The following is a 15,914-nucleotide window of genomic DNA, read 5'->3' on the forward strand; positions in this document are numbered from 1 at the left end:
TTACTTTTTGCCGAAGAACTTGTGTTTATCACTCTTTGCCGGCAGTAAAGGTTTGATAGCTTCTGCCGCTTCAATGGAAAGATCTGCCTCTATAAAGCTGGCGCCATCTTTAATAATATCCTGGAAGATCTTTTTACGTTGTGCTGCATCAGGCAGTTTGTCTGAACTGGAGGCCGTGGAGATAAAGCACATCACCCCGCGTTTGTTCAGCTCAGCATATAATGGTTTCAGTTCCGGTTTATTATCCGGGCCTACATAAGCCATCATATGCGTAAAGGGTACCTTTGCCGCTTCGTATTCTTCCAATGCTTTCTGTGTTTTCACAAAGGCTTCGAAAAAGATATCCTTGTTGCGTTCATGATAATAAAGGGCTTCTTTGGCAGAATGCACCGTTACCATCACATATCCTTCCGCGTTATTCCTTTTGATGATCGCCAGCGTGGTATCGAAGGGCACATCTTTTTTATCCAGGCTTAGTACTGTTTTACCTTTGGCCCACCTGATCGCTTCTTCCAAAGTAGGAATGCGGGCTTTGGTAACATTGCCATCCACGTCTTTCAGGTAGAGTTGTTTAAGTTCTGCCAGCGTGTAATCGCCTACTTTGCCTTTGCCGGTAGTGGTGCGTTCCAGCGTAGCATCGTGCATTAATACGGGTACGCCGTCTTTCGAAAGGCGCGGATCTATCTCAAACATGGCAGGTGTGTGACGCAGCGTATTGGCAAATGCTTCTATGCTGTTCTCCGGGTAACCTTTGTTGATGCCACCGCGGTGGCCGCTTACAAAAGGAACATCTTTACCGGTGTATTTAAAGAACGCCCGCAGCTCCTGTGCATTTTTGATCTTCAGTACGTTCATCTTTTGTGCCTGTACGTGCATGGACAGTGAAAGGGCCATCCCTATAACGAATATTCTTTTCATAGTTTTGAATTAAGATGTTGTAAAGTGAAATCACCTTCCGCAGACAGCGTGAACATGGTGATGGAGGCATTCTCCTGCACCAGCATCCGGTAGTTCTTCAGCGGCATGCCCAGTTTGTAGGCAAGGTATAAACGGTTCACACCATTATGCGCAGCTACCAGGATATTGCCGGAAGTGTAACGTTGGCGCAGCTCCCGGAAAAAATCATCTACCCGGGTAACGATCTCCGTTCCTGATTCGCCGGTACCGCCTGCTTTATATTTTGCGGGGTCTGCCATCCAGTTATTCCAGAGCAGGGCATTCTCAGCAATGAATTCTTCCTTCGTCTTTTTTTCCCAGGTGCCAAAGTCCGCTTCAATAAGGCGGGCATCCTTTGTTACATGGGTACCACCGGTGGCAATGTTGGCGGTCATAAAAGCCCTTTCCAACGGGGAGGAATAAACGCCATCGAAAGTAATGCCCTTTAATTGCTCCTTTACAGCTTCTGCCTGCCGGATGCCTGTGGCGGTCAGGGAGATGTCCGTTCTGCCGCAGTAGCGGTTGTTATCCGCATTCCAGGCGGTTTGTCCGTGTCTCAGTAAATAAACGTTAAGCATATGTATGACCGGATATGTATCCTTTTTCTTTTAATATTGAAATAAATGCCTGGTAGCTTCTTTCGTAAGCCCGGGCTAACGCGGCATCCGGGTTAACCTGTTTCTCTGTTTGCGTCATAGCTGCTGCTGCTGCCATGATAGAGGAGAAATGTGTTTTAGATGCTGCCAGTATAGCGGCGCCGGAAGCGCCGGTAACATATTTCATTTTATAAATGGGCAGGTTCAGCACATTACTGCGGATGGTGAGCCAGGTTTCACTATTACTGGCACCTCCTGCGGTAAATACGGCTTTCACCTTTTCGCCGGATAACTGTTCGATCACTTCGTATGCATACCGCTCAATATAAGCCACGCCTTCCATGCTGGCGGCGAAGCGGGCTGCATCAGGCAGGCCTGCTGTTTCAAATCCCTTTGCCTGCGGTGCTACAAAGGGGAAACGTTCTCCCTGTTGCAGCAGCGGGTAAATGAGATGGCCGGTAGGGATCAGTTTAGCGGCAGCTTCGTTCAGCGCATCCAGGTTACCGGAGAAGTTTTTACTTACCCAGTCTGCCCCTGTATTGCTGGCGCCGCCGGGCATCCAGAAACCTTCCGGGTGGCGGTGGCAGTACAGCCTGCCTTCCGGATCGCGGATCTCGGAAGTGGTTACACCTTTCACTACCAGGGTAGTGCCAATAGTGGTGTTCCAGTCTCCCGGGTTCACGGCGCCGGAGGCGATCTGCGAAGCGCAGCCATCCGTCATGCCGGCTACTACCATTACGTTGTCAGAAAGCCCCAGTGTTTGCTGCAGGTCTTTATTCAGCCTGCCTACCGGTGTACCCGAAGGCACTACATCCTGTAACCATTCTTCCCGGATGGGCAATGTTTCCCAAATATATTCAGGCCAGCGTTGCGCCGCTACATCGTAACCGGATTTTAACACATTGGTAAAGTCCGTTACGTCATAATTGCCGGAAAGTTTTCCTGTAATAAAATCTGCGGCATGAATGAATTTGTGTAATTGTGCTGCTTTTTCCGGGTGGTTGTTGATAAACCACAGCATTTTTGGAAGCCCGCTGGTAGTATTAAATGCCGTATAGCCCTGTGGTTGGTACTGCATTGCCTTTTCTTTGCAAAGCGCACCTTCCGCTGTTTGCCTGCCATCGCTGTACATAATGGCATTGTGCAAAGGCGCATATTGTTTATCAACCGGGATCACCGTACCGGAAGTGGAAGTAACGGCAATGGCTTTGATGTTACTCTTATCTTTATCTGCCAGCAGGAGTTGCAAAGAGCGTAAACAGGCATCCCACCATTCAGCGGGAGATTGTTCTTCTCTTGAACCGGCACTTAAGGGAAATTGCTCTTCCTCACTGCCCAGTAAATTGCCCGCTGCATCCATCAGCACCACCCTGGCACCCTGTGTGCCGATATCTATCCCTATAAAACTATCCATACTACTTAATTCATGTTCCTGAAATACCCCCTGGTTTTTTCCCATTCTGCATACAAAGTAGCATAATAGGCTTCTTCCTGCGGAGCCACCACATCAATACTTTCATCCATCTGCACCCTGATCTGTAATGCTTCATTACAGATCAATGCGCCACCTACGGCAGATGATTGCTGGTACTCTTTACGTACGTGTACTTTTTTGCCGGTAAGGTTGGCGATCAGCTGGCGCAATACTTTACTTTGTAATCCGCCGCCGCAACCCCAGATGTAATCAGGCGTATGACCTGCAACTTCAGCCAGGATCTTGTAGTTCTTGGCAATAGAACAGGCAATGTCCAGTATCGTAGCCCAAACAAAAGAACTGCGGGTGAGCAGGTGAGAAACGGGTGCCGGAAAAATGAAGCCACCGCGTGTAAGCGATACTTCTTCATCGGCCAGTAAGGAACCCAGGGAAGCCATACAGAAAGTATGTTTGTTCTCTGCCAGTTCTTTCTCGATCACATCATATCCTTCGTTGGGATAAAAGATCTCTTTCAGCCGCTGATAGTTCAATCCTGTAACGCCGGCATTCGCTTCAAATACAAAACGGTCTGCTTCTATGTCCCTGCTCGTCCAGGTACGTTCCTGTTCATCCAGCGTATACATGCCGGTGAGTTTTACGATGGGGGTGGTGGTACCGGATACGATCACCATATCATTCACGGCAGGGCGGGTACTCTTGATGGCCAGCTGCGTATCGCCGCCGCCTACAATGACCTGCACGGTGTTGTTCAGTGATAAGGTGTCTGCAACGTCCTGTTTAATTTTTCCCAGTACCGTGGCAGAAGAAGCGATGCTGCTCAGCAGATCGCCGCTTAGCCCGAATACGGCGCAAAGTTCGGCAGACCATTCTTTACGGGCTACATCATATAGTAAAGTTTCAGAAGCCTGTGAATGTTCGTAACGTGCAATGCCACTTAGCTTGTATTCTATCCAGTTGCTGATACTTAAAAAGGTAGCTGTGTCTTTCCATATCTCTGGTCTTCTTTCACGGATGCCTACCAGCTTCATGGCAGAGAAGAGGGAAGTAGGGTAGCGGCCGGTGAGCTGGTAAACCCTGCTTTTATCTGCTATCAGGTCTTCCCATTCCCTTCCGCGGTGATCGATGTTGGGTAAACCTATCAGCGATCTGCCATCTTTGGAAATGAGCACAATACCTTCCCGCTGGCTGGTAGCTGTGATAGCCCTGACTTCTGCGCCGGGTACTTTTTGCAGTACCTGTTTAGCCAGCCGCAATACCTGTTCCCACAACCGGGTGGGATCAAAATAAATACTATCCGGGTACAGCGCATCTTTGATGTATTGTATATCCTCCCGTGCAACGCCTAATACCTTGCCGTCTTCAGAGGCTGCAGCTACGCGAACATTCCCTGTGCCAATGTCTACTATGATATAGCTCATTAAATATGGATTGTAAGTATTTCTTTATTCGCCAGTTCGGCTATCTTTTTGTTCCCTTTTGCATACCACTGCAGCAACGCTTTATTGAGGATCTCCACATGATGATCTTCCACTTCATGTGTTGCGCCTGCAATGTGCGGCGTAGCAATTACATGCGGCATATCAATAATGCGGTAATCCAGCGCATCCGGTGGTTCGTTGTCAAACACATCCAGGATGGCCCCCCGGATCGCTTTCTTTTCCAATGCATCCAGCAGGTCTTCTCTTTTCACTACTGCTGCCCTGGCCGTATTCACAAAAATGGCATCTTTTTTCATCAGTTTCATCAGGCTGCCGTTGATCATACCTTTTGTTTCATTGGTAACCGGCAGGTGAATGGATACGATGTCGCTGGTTGAAAATACATCTTCGATACCTGTTTTGCGGAAAGCTTTGTCGTGTTCCGTTACGTAGGGATCGAAGAACTGGATCTTACAGGGGTAATCCTTCACCAGTTTGGCAATGAGCTGGCCGATAGCGCCAAAGCCCACCAATCCGATAGTTCTTCCTGCGAGTTCATTGCCTTTGAAGGCGAGGTAGGAATCGTGTGCCCCTTCCTGCCAGTTGCGGCCTTTGAGCCAGTCGATGCCGGGAATGGTGTTACGCAAGAGCATGATCACATTGGAGATGAACATTTCCACTACTGCCTGCGCGTTGCGGGCGGGCGTGAAAAATACAGGGATGCCCATTTCCGTAGCCGTGGCTACCGCTACGTTGGAGGGTGTTCCCCTGCATACACCAATGAATTGCAGTTGCGGGTTTGCGGCAATAACCGTGGCCGTTACATGATCGTGTTCTGTGATCAGTGCATCTGCTTTACTGTTCGCCAGCAGTTCCAGTAATTCTGTTTCGTTGTAAGCACGTCCGTTAGGTTTCCATGATCTGTAAACAACTTCGCCGAACTGTGTTTCCAGTTCTTTCAGGCCTTTCTCATTATAAGGCGCCGTAATTAAAATTCTCATGCTATTTCAGTTTGTAACGTATGATGGTGGAGGGTCTTTGCATTATCCGGCAAAGTGATGAAGCGGGTGAGGATGGCGCTGATCACATACAGTACCGCCAGGATCCATATTACACCTTCTTCACCTACGCCGCCAATGAACAGACCAACAATGGCGGGGCCTACAAACACGGGCAGGCCTGCACCAAGGTTAAGGATGGCCATAGCTGCTCCTTTATCTTTTTTTACAAGGGAGGGCACCAATGCCGTTAAGGGAACATAACCAGCCAGGAATGCGCCCCAGAGTACGCCGCAGGTTAATACCATAAAAAAGCTGCCTTCCCAGATCTGTGGTGCATAGTAAAACAGGAGGGTAGTTACGGCACAGCCCACGCCGCCGAACCACATGATGGTGTTTCGCCAGCCAAAACGGTCTCCCACGAATCCGAAGATGAGGTTGAAGATGATGTTGGCGGTGAAGATAGTGCCCCAGATCTGCAGCCATTGTGTGGTATCAAAACCGTGGCGGGCCATATACATCGGCAGAAAAACGGGGAAAGCAAATTGTGCGGTGGTATTGATCACCCGTACAATACCGCCTAAGAGTACTTTTGGTTCTTCTTTAACGATGGTGAGCCCTTTCAGGAGTTCCTGCATCTGGGAACCTTTGGAAGTTTGCTTTTGTGCAGAACGTTTATTCAGCACCAGTGCAAAGAATGCACCCAGCAATGCCCAGAATAAAGAGGTCCATAAAGTATTGAGATGACCGAACTTCAGGATAGCCCAGCTGGAGTAATATGCACCCAGTACATTCAATCCGCCGGTGAACACAAACCAGAACCAGCCCACTGCGCGGCCCAGCTGTTGCTGTGGACTGCTATACGCGATCCATACCAGGAAGGAATAAGCAAAGAGCGGATATCCGAAACCACGTAACGCATACGTCAGCAGCATCACCGGGAAATTCAATTCCGGCATACCGAAACCCACGAAGCCAACCGTGCCCAGCATGTAAAGGACCAGGCCCAGCAGCATAGTACGCCGCACGCCGAACCCTTCTGCCAGTACGCCGGAAAACCAGGCGGAGATGGCAATGGTGATACCATATACGGTGAACAGGGAGGCTGATTGCTGAACCGTCATACCATGATCTACCAGGTAAGGGCTCAGCCATCCTTGTTCAATACCATCACCCATCATAAAGATCATGATGCCGATGTAACCCCAGAGCAGCTGCCGGGGGATGCCTGCTTTGTCAAAGATTGTTGCGTTGTTAGTTGACATTTGATATCAGTTATTGTGTGATCGTGAAATTAGTTCGTCCAACCTGCATTTTGTTCGAGATTTTTATTCAGTACGATCTCGTTGTAAGGGATCGGATAGTAGTATTTGTAGTCTTCGTATTTGCGTTCCAGGTTATCGAAGAGGATCAGCCGGCCGCTGGTGTTGTTCGATAATTTCACCTGCACTTTATCTACCACTATGTAAGTTACGCCGGGTACTTTTGTAGGAGGAGTGGTTTCCACAAAACTTACATCCATCTTGCCATCTTCGTTCAGGTCCATTAAAGTATTTAATGCGGGAACGTACATGCCGGTGTATTGTTTTGTGAGCAGGCCGCCTGTTTTCCAGCGTTTGAGATCATCATAACGGAAACCTTCGAGTGCCAGTTCTATACCTCTTTCCCGGCGTATTTCCAGTATTACGGGATCGGTGATCAAGGGGAAGTAATTGTCTTTAAGGTAAGTGTCTGCCACCGTGGGAAGGGGAGCAGCAGTGATGCCTGCGCGGGTACGGAGTAAAGCGATGGTATTTGTCCAGTCTGCCGGCGTGAATGCACCGGATTCTGCTCTTGCTTCCGCATAATTCAGTAAAACTTCCGCATAACGGATGAGTGGCAAAGAGTTGGGATTCTCTGCCACGCCATCCGTAGCTTTTGCATCTACGGTGAGTTTGATTGGCATGTAGCCTGTATAGGTATAGGTGAAATCAGGCGGTGCTGCTGCGCCATCGCGCGTATAGTTACCTAAACGGATACTTTGTTTCAGGCGCAGGTCACGGTTCTTTACTTCCTGCACAAAAGTTTGTGTAGCGTAATCCGGTTGTGCGGTGAAAGGTGTTCCGTCTGTTTTCAGGTAAGTGTCAATAAATGTTTTCGTAAAGCTGTAACGTCCGCCATAAGTAGCGCTGGTCCAGTACCAGTTGGCATCATTGAATACACGGAGGCTTTTGCTGCCCACAAAGGCCAGCAGTATCTCTGTGTTGTTAGGTGTTTCATTGATGAACAGGTCCCGGTAATTCTTATCTGCTGCACCGGTAGTGAGCAGTTTGTACTGGTTGCCTTTTATCACCAGGTCTGCCGCGTTGGCTGCTTCCGTGAGCCAGGTATTGGCAGTGCCTGTGAGGTTCAGTTCAGTATGATATTTACGGAAGGTACCTTCAAACAAACATACCCTTGATTTGAAGGCGAGGGCCACCCAACGTGTGATCTGTGAGCAGGTGGCATCTTTGGTATTGCGGATGTTGGCGCAGGCAAAGTTCAGGTCTGCCAGCACGCTGTCCATCACCAGGGTGCGCGGGTCGCGTGGTTTGTAAAGATCGGGATCGCTTACATCGAGTGTTTTATTATAGAAAGGTACAGGCCCGAATTCCTTCACCATTTCAAAATAGAACCAGGCGCGGAAGAAACGGGCAAGACCCATATAGTGGTTCTTTGCTTCGTCTGTGATCTTTGCCTGGCCGGCATGTTCCAGGAAGTAATTCACCTTGCGCAGGTTGGTCCAGGTCCAGCCGGTAGCCTGTGTAGCGCTGAAATTACCATAGATATAATTGGAAGGTGTTCTGCCCACCAGGTAGTCGCTGAGTGCATCTGATTTTACGATGTCAGTTCCTGTAGGCAGGTTCAGGTAAAAAGAATTTGCATACAGCTGCAGGTCCTTTTCGGTATTAAAAGCATTCTCCGGAGAGAGCTTATCAAAGGGCTTCAGATTAAGGTCCGTTTTGCAGGAAGCCAGTAACACAGAAGCGATGATTATATAGATAAAACGTTGCATGACCATGTTATTTGAAGGTGACATTGATTCCTATCGTGTAGGTTTTCAGCATGGGATAGCTCATCCCGTTCCCTGCGCCGGCAGCTAGTTCCGGGTCGGCGCCTTCTATCACTTCGGGGTCCATTGTTTTTACATATTTATACATCGGGCTCCAGGTCCAGAGGTTCTGGCCGCTGAGGTATACCCTTGCATTGGCGATGCCGGCCTTATTGATCCACGAAGCGGGAAGGTTATATCCCAGGCTCAGGTTTTTCAGGCGCATATAGGCTACATTCTGTAAATATTTGGATTGTGGTACCTGTAGTTGCGCTTTGGAATTGAGCGCCGTATAGCCACGCAAACGGGGGAAATAAGCGTCCGGGTTTTGTTCAGACCATACGTTATCCATCACATCCTGTGGCTGCCAGCTGTAAGGCCGGTTGTAAGGGCCCCAGAAAAGTGAGTTGTCCGTACCCGGCCAGAAATCCCTTTTTCCCACGCCCTGCAGGAAAGCGGAGAAGGAGAAACCTTTCCATTCCAGGTTGGTATTAAAGCCGTAAGTATAACGGGGTGTAGTATTACCGATAACCCTTCTGTCTCCCGGATCTGCCAGTGTTCCGGCGCCTTCATCGATCTTTTTATCGTTATTCAGGTCTTTGAACCTGATATCACCCGGCAGTAGTTTATTGATGGCGGATACTTTGATAAAGCTCTGATCTATACCGCGGGTATTAATTTCGTTCTGATCTTTAAAGTAACCGTCCGTTACAAAGCCCCATACATCACCTACTTTCATGCCTGCGTAATAAGTATTGATCAGGCCCAGCGGATTGTTGAAGCGGGTGATCACACTTTGATTATCTGAGAGTACAAAACGGAAATCGTAAGAAAGCGGGTTGCTGCCCTTAGTTCTGTCTCTCCAGCCGATGGATAATTCCCATCCTTTTGTTTCCAGGTCTGCATAGTTGCCTTTCGGTTCGTTCGCACCAAATACGCCGGGCAATGGCAGGCCATCCGTGAACATATTGGTTGTTTTACGGATGTAGTAATCAAAGTTGGCTGTGAGCCTGCTGTTCAGGAAAGCGAGGTCTGTACCCACGTTGAGGGTAGTGGCTTTTTCCCAGGTGAGGCCGTTCGGGATCACGGTGGGCTGCTGTGTATAGTCAGGGCGTATGCCATTCAGCATGCGGGAAGACTGTGCCACCGTCATGGTTTCCAGGAACTGGTAAGGGGATATGTTTCCGTTACCCAAAGAACCGTAGGAAGCACGCAGTTTGAAATCTGAAACAGTGTTTTGCGGCAGTGTCCAGAACTTTTCCCTGGATACACGCCATCCGGCGGATGCAGATGGGAAGAAGCCCCATTGCTGGTTCTGCGGGAATTTGGAAGTGCCATCATAACGGCCGTTTATTTCCAGCAGGTATCTTTCATCGAAGTTATAGTTCAGGCGGAAGAAACCACCGATGGTCCTCCATTCATTACCACCGCCACGCAGCGTAAAGTTCAGCCCGTTGGTGAGAGAGAAGTCCGGCAATGAATTATTGATCAGCCCATCCCGCTGGATGTAACGGCTTTTCAACAGCGAGTTTTCATAGTTATAGCCCACCATGGCTTTGAGATAGTGTTTGCGGAAAGTATGTTCATAATCCGCATAGATATTCGCAGCAATGTAAGTGGTCTTATTATCCGTTTCATTCATTTTGCTTTCACCGCGTTCCAGCATGGTATTTGGTTTCTTGCTGTAGGGAACGGGGGTGTAAAGCCTGCCTTCCACATCGTTCAGTTTCCAGAAAGTATAATCGCCATTCAGCCTCACTTTATTATTAAAGAGGCTGGCGGTGAAGCGGGAGGTGTTACGGATCTGGATCTTGTTCTGCTCGGACTGGTTGTTGCCGGAGATAAAACTACCGAAAACAATGGAAGCATTTTCTGTTAAAGTACCGTCCGGGTTGCGCAGCATGGCAATGGGAAATGCTTCGTCTGAGATCCTTCTCCATACCGGTGTATTGCCGGGATGGTTCAGGATAGGGTAGAAGTAGTCCATCTGGGAAAAGCTCAGGTCGTTCTCGATCTTCAGCCATTTAAAAGCCTGTACGGAACCGCGTGCACGGAGGTTATATGTTTTGAAATTATCCGGGTTGTAACGGAATACCCCTTTCTGGTACATGTATCTGCCGGAAAGGTAATAGTTCAGTTTACCGCTGTTGCCGGATACGCTAAGGTTGTGTTCTGTAGATGGGTTGGCATCTGCATAGAGTTCCTTCAGCCAGTCCGTATTGCCATAATACACATACTCGCCGGTGGCAGGATTGATATCTGTTTTAGGCAGGGAAGGATCCTCGTTCCTGCGTTTCAGTTCATCCAGGTATTCCAGGGAGAATGGAAATACTGAGTTGGCTTTCTGCGGGTGAGAGGCATAATCATTAAAAGCGGTAAAGGCTTCATCGAAATTTTTGGCCCATTGGTAACCGTTAGTCACCATTTTAGGTTTAATGGTGCGTTCATTCATGGAAAAGTTGCCGGTATAGTTCACCGTGGTTTGTTCTTTCCCCGGGTTTTTGGTGGTGATAAGGATCACCCCGAAAGTTCCCCTGGCGCCATAGATCGCAGCAGCTGCCGCATCTTTCAGCACAGAAACGCTTTCAATGTCGTTCGGGTTCAGGAGGTCCGGATCACCGGGTACACCATCTATCAGTATCAGGGCGCTACCGCCTGCGCCGATAGAAGTGGTGCCTCTTACATTGTAAGTAGCGCCGCGGGTAGGTTTACCATCCGTCATGCGGATGTTCAGGTTGGGGATCACTCCTTGCAGGCCGCGGGTAACATTGGTAAGCGGCCGGTTTTCGAATACCTCTTTACCTACCTGGTCTACCGCACCGGTGAGGTTTACTTTTTTCTGCGTACCATAACCTACTACCACCAGGCCTTCCAGGTCTTTGGCGCTGGAACTGAGCTTTACATCAATAGTATTGCGGGTGCCTGCAGCAATTTCCTGTTCGGCAAACCCTATGAAAGAAAATACAAGTATAGATTGATTGTTGGGTACAGCCAGCTGATAGCGGCCGTTTTCACCGGTGGTAACCCCGGTATTGCTTCCTTTGATCCTCACATTTACGCCAATAAGGAGTTCACCTTTATCACTTGTTACCAATCCGCCTACGGTTCGTGCTGTTTGTGCCTGTACAAGGGAGGGCAAAACAAGGAGCAGTATGCCAAGTAAAAACTTACGGCACATCACCCGGTTGCAAAGATTGTTCATGATTGTTTTTGTTTACAGTTCTAACATGGAAATAAAAATGGAATAAGATGAAGTGGTTGACGTCTTTAATCAGCTTATAAGTGATATGCTAAAGTAGAAATTAAACTTAATTAAACAAAATTAAATTAAAGTTAAACAAATTGCTCCCCTGATTTAAGTTATATTAAACCTAATGAAATAGTAATTATTCGATTGTGAAACAGCAATATGTGGGACAAATATCCGCAATCCCTTGCCTGATAATAACTTTAGGTTAATTCTTGCTAAAATTTTGCGGAAAAACACTACATTTGACGAAAGCTATTTAAATATAAATAAGATTACCACCCTAACGGTTTCCAGATGAACATTACAGACAGGCATCAGCTCATTCTCCAGAAGTTGCAGGAGAATGGCAGGGTTGATATACAGGAATTAAGTGATTCCCTCCAGGTTTCAGGTGTCACTATCCGCAAGGACCTGAAATTGCTGGAAGAAAAGAAGTTGTTGTTCCGCACTAAAGGAGGCGGTTCTACCCAGAACCCCTATACGATAGAAAGGCCCATTAATGAAAAGGAATTCATTAAAACCGAGGAGAAGAAGAAGATAGCGAAAGCGGCGGTAGCCCTGATAGGGATGAATGATTCCATCATTATCGGTTCCGGCACTACGGTGTTTGAATTAACCCGGGTACTGCATCCCTCCAAACATCTCACCGTGATCACACCTGCCCTGAAGGTGGCCATGGAACTTTGCAACAAACCCTTTGTGGATGTGCTGCAAATAGGCGGCCTTATTCACCAGAGTTCTTCCTCCGCAGCCGGTTCATTTGCTGAGCGCCTGCTGGACGATATTTCCTGTGGGGTATTGTTTGTAGGGGTGGATGGAATTGACCCGGAATTTGGTCTTTCCATTACCAACCTGGCAGAAGCCAGCCTGAACATGAAAATGATCAACCTGGCGCAGACGGTGGTTGTAATGGCGGACAGTTCTAAGTTTGACCGCCGGGGTATCGGCCGGATCTGCAGCCTGGAGCAGGTGGACTACATTATTACAGATAACCTGGTAGCGCCGGACACTGTTCGTATGCTAACGGACAGAGGCGTAAAAGTGATCATCGCAGAATAAGAAGTAACCGATTATAAACACCTAAGAGGGTATTCCATCCGGAATGCCCTTTTTTTATTCTCTTCACCCCGCCAACCCACATAATTACTCTTATCTTTGCAATTAACCAGCGAATAACAAAATATAGGGTCAAAAACCTATAATTTTTGAGGTACCCTTATAACCTTACACAAGTGGATATAGGTAAAACATACAAATGGTTGGTACAAGGAGGCATAGACAAAACCGAAGACCTGGCTGAAAAAGCGCGCATCAAACTGACCAACAACATTTCCCTGATCCTGGCTATTATATCACTGGCTTTCGGTGTCATATATTACCTGGTCGCTGGTCGTATCGAGTTTATTATCGCCACTAACATTGAAGCGGTTTGCTTTGCTTTTATTATCTATCTGAACCATCGCGGCCAGCCCCTTTGGGCAGGTGTTGTGCTACAGGGTATTGTTACTGCAGCCGTGATCTATTTCGGGGTAGTGTTCGGCAAGGCCATTGAAGTATATGTATTAGCTGTTTTCCTGTGTGGCGGATCGCTTGCATTTATGAAGGCCTCTGTTGCCCGTTATGTTTTCCTCTGTGTGGGTGCATTGGTGATCACCGCTATAGAGCTTAATAAATACTATGCGTTAATCCCATCTTTCACTTTTACTGAACAGGAATTCAGTTTTATAAAATATTCTTCCGTAACCGTTGTGATCATACTCACGCTTTTTGCTATCGGGTATTATGTGAATAATAACAATAAATTGCTAAAGGAACTGAATGAACAAAAAGAACATCTGGAAGATGAAGTGGATATCAAAACGGAAGACCTGCGGAAGGTAGTGAATGCAAAAAGTATTTTCATCAGGGAGTTAACCCATGAACTCAGAACTCCTCTCAATACTATCCTCTCAATTGCCCAGTTTAAGATCAAGCCGGATTATGTGGAAGACCGGACTGATTCTGTTAACCTCTATGCGGCCTGTTACAATACCCTGCAGATCGTGAACAACACGCTGGACCGTTTCCTGCTCGACAATAACAGGAAACCCGCCATTGCCCGCCAATGGATCAATATCAATGAATTTGGCAAGGAAATGCTGCAGGCGTTCCATTACATTGCTGTTTCTGCGGAAGTAGAACTGGAATTGTACGTGGCGGAAAACATGCCCCGCACGGTATATGAAATTGAACCTTATATCCGGCAGATCATCAGTAACCTTTTAGGGAATGCTATCAAGTACACCACGCAGGGAACAACCGTAAAGCTGCATTTCAGTTTAGCGCCTGCAGGTGATAAGTGGATAGTGGAGGTGATCGACAACGGACCCGGCATCCCTCCTGAAAAGCAAAGCGTAATATTTGAAGAATATGCACGCGTAGGTGAAAATGCAGTGGAAGGTACCGGTGTTGGGCTGGCTAATTCAAAGAGCTATGCTGTTCTGCTGGGTGGGGATATTGAAGTAAGGAGCAGTGTGAATGCGCCCGGCGAAACCACGGAAGAAACCGTGTTCACCGTGACCCTGCCTGTAATAAAATTCAACGATGGCTCACAGCCATCCACCATTAAGAACTATCCGATAGCCACCGTGAAATTCAATGGCCTTACGGCATTACTGGTGGAAGACGACCGGATGAACAGGGCATTACAGAAACGTTACCTGGAAGACCTGGGCTTTACCATCCTCGAAGCAGTGGATGGAGAGAAAGGATTAGCCCTGGCAAAGGAATATCATCCGGATATTATTGTTACGGATGTGCGTATGCCTGTTATGAACGGAAGAGAACTGCTGCAGCATGTGAGAGCAGATGCTGTAATTAAAGATACCCCCATCATTTTTTGTACCGGAGAAAGCGGGTTTGATCTGAATCTTGAACTGGACCCGCTGAGCAAATGTGTGCCCAAACCATTTAGTTTTTCCGTATTGCACAGAGCCATACAGGAACTGTTGTTAGCCGAGCTCGTTAGTATAAAATAATAAGAAAAAATCCCATGTGAATGAGGCCTGTCAGGGCTTTATAGTTTTTTGTTAATGCCCATTCTACTCCGCTTTATATTATGTTAATTTATCTTATGCGCAAATATAATAGTGTAAATTAGTTAGCGTAAGACACACAATTTTTCTTAACCATTAAAAGTACCCGCAGATGGAAACAATCACTTCCATCCCGGATCTGTATTGCCCGTACCCCTCTCGTATGAGTCCATACGTGGAAGAGGTGGCAGCAGCTACAGATGCCTGGATGAAACGTTTTGCGCTGTTCCCGAGTGAACAGGCATTCACTGAATTCTCCAATTACAAAATGGCCTGGATGACATGCAGGACCATTCCGGACGGAGATCTTCCTTTACTTATCACGATCAACAATTTTTACTCCTGGCTTTTCGTCCTGGATGAACAATTGGATCACATCAGCCCGGAAACAGCCGCGATCCGGGACAAGAATTTCCTGCAGAACTTTATCAGCGGTTTTGTGAAGATCCTGCGTAACGATCAGTTTGTGAGCATTGCTGAAGGTGGTAACGTACTCGCCGCATTCAGCGATATCTGGCAAAACCTGATCCCCGCCAGCAGGGCAAGCTGGCAATGCCAATTTACCATCTCTTTGAAAGCCACTTTTGAAGCGGCGATCTGGGAAGCCGCCAATGCCAACAGTGAAACGCCACCCACTGTGAAGCAGTACATGCGGATGCGCCCTTACTTTTCAGGTGCCAACCTGGGAACCGATATCAACGAACTGGCAACCGCCACCAGCCTGCCGGTGTACGTATTGCAGGACCAGGATTTTGTAAGGATCGTAGATCTCTGCCGCCGTGTGGTTTGCTGGGCCAATGATATCTTTTCACTGGCAAAGGAGATCGCGCATGGCGACAATCACAACCTGGTAATGGTGCTGAAGTACAACGAGGACCTGACGATGGAAAAAGCACTGAATGAAGCAGCGCGCATTCACGATTACGAAATGCACCAGATCGAACAGTTGAGGCGTAAACTGCCGGACTTCGGCCCTCAGCTGAACAAGGATGTGAAAGCCTACCTGGACGGACTTGAAACAATGGTTTCAGGATTCTTCTGGTGGAGCCTGGAGGATACGCCGCGGTATATGAGTCACCTGCAGGAAAAAGTAGTATAAGTGTAAACAAGTGAATGCTTCCTAAGGAACCCGGGGCT

General features: G+C 47.8%; 11 protein-coding genes. 3 read left to right on the top strand and 8 right to left on the bottom strand.

Annotation, left to right across the window (positions count from 1 at the left end; genetic code table 11):
* Genes BUR42_RS05115 through BUR42_RS05150 form a run of 8 tightly spaced genes read right to left on the bottom strand, consistent with a single transcriptional unit; the run spans nt 1 to nt 11,655 of the window.
* On the bottom strand, nt 1-918 hold the full coding sequence (locus BUR42_RS05115) for a glycerophosphodiester phosphodiesterase family protein (RefSeq protein ID WP_074238198.1): 918 nt from the start codon (nt 916-918) through the stop codon (nt 1-3).
* Nucleotides 915-1,514, bottom strand: a complete 600-nt coding sequence (locus BUR42_RS05120; protein WP_074238199.1) for a histidine phosphatase family protein — start codon at nt 1,512-1,514, stop codon at nt 915-917. The genes BUR42_RS05115 and BUR42_RS05120 overlap by 4 nt, the downstream gene beginning before the upstream one ends.
* A complete protein-coding gene (locus BUR42_RS05125; RefSeq protein ID WP_074240455.1) occupies nt 1,507-2,946 on the bottom strand; it encodes an FGGY-family carbohydrate kinase in 1,440 nt (479 codons plus the stop codon). Before BUR42_RS05125 ends, BUR42_RS05120 begins: the two co-directional genes overlap by 8 nt.
* A 5-nt stretch (nt 2,947-2,951) precedes the next feature.
* Nucleotides 2,952-4,385: an FGGY-family carbohydrate kinase gene (locus tag BUR42_RS05130; protein ID WP_074238200.1), complete on the bottom strand. Its 1,434-nt coding sequence runs from the start codon at nt 4,383-4,385 to the stop codon at nt 2,952-2,954.
* Nucleotides 4,385-5,386, bottom strand: coding sequence for a 2-hydroxyacid dehydrogenase (locus tag BUR42_RS05135; RefSeq protein ID WP_074238201.1), 1,002 nt, complete (start codon nt 5,384-5,386; stop codon nt 4,385-4,387). The genes BUR42_RS05130 and BUR42_RS05135 overlap by 1 nt, the downstream gene beginning before the upstream one ends.
* A complete protein-coding gene (locus BUR42_RS05140; RefSeq protein WP_074238202.1) occupies nt 5,383-6,648 on the bottom strand; it encodes an MFS transporter in 1,266 nt (421 codons plus the stop codon). Before BUR42_RS05140 ends, BUR42_RS05135 begins: the two co-directional genes overlap by 4 nt.
* Before the next feature lie 29 nt (nt 6,649-6,677).
* Nucleotides 6,678-8,417, bottom strand: coding sequence for a RagB/SusD family nutrient uptake outer membrane protein (locus BUR42_RS05145; protein ID WP_074240456.1), 1,740 nt, complete (start codon nt 8,415-8,417; stop codon nt 6,678-6,680).
* A gap of 7 nt (nt 8,418-8,424) precedes the next feature.
* Entirely contained in the window at nt 8,425-11,655 is a 3,231-nt protein-coding gene (locus BUR42_RS05150; protein ID WP_143197338.1) for a SusC/RagA family TonB-linked outer membrane protein, read from the bottom strand.
* A gap of 342 nt (nt 11,656-11,997) precedes the next feature.
* Here BUR42_RS05150 and BUR42_RS05155 point away from each other — a divergent pair, with 342 nt between their 5' ends.
* The 3 genes from BUR42_RS05155 to BUR42_RS05165 all read left to right on the top strand — a co-directional run bounded on the left by BUR42_RS05155 (nt 11,998) and on the right by BUR42_RS05165 (nt 15,876).
* Nucleotides 11,998-12,762: a DeoR/GlpR family DNA-binding transcription regulator gene (locus tag BUR42_RS05155; protein WP_074238204.1), complete on the top strand. Its 765-nt coding sequence runs from the start codon at nt 11,998-12,000 to the stop codon at nt 12,760-12,762.
* A gap of 146 nt (nt 12,763-12,908) precedes the next feature.
* A complete protein-coding gene (locus tag BUR42_RS05160) occupies nt 12,909-14,720 on the top strand; it encodes an ATP-binding response regulator (RefSeq protein ID WP_143197339.1) in 1,812 nt (603 codons plus the stop codon).
* A gap of 220 nt (nt 14,721-14,940) precedes the next feature.
* Nucleotides 14,941-15,876: a terpene synthase family protein gene (locus BUR42_RS05165; protein WP_074238206.1), complete on the top strand. Its 936-nt coding sequence runs from the start codon at nt 14,941-14,943 to the stop codon at nt 15,874-15,876.
* Nucleotides 15,877-15,914 lie beyond the last annotated feature (38 nt).

Origin of the sequence: Chitinophaga niabensis (assembly GCF_900129465.1) — a bacterium.
Taxonomy (GTDB): Bacteria; Bacteroidota; Bacteroidia; order Chitinophagales; family Chitinophagaceae; genus Chitinophaga; species Chitinophaga niabensis.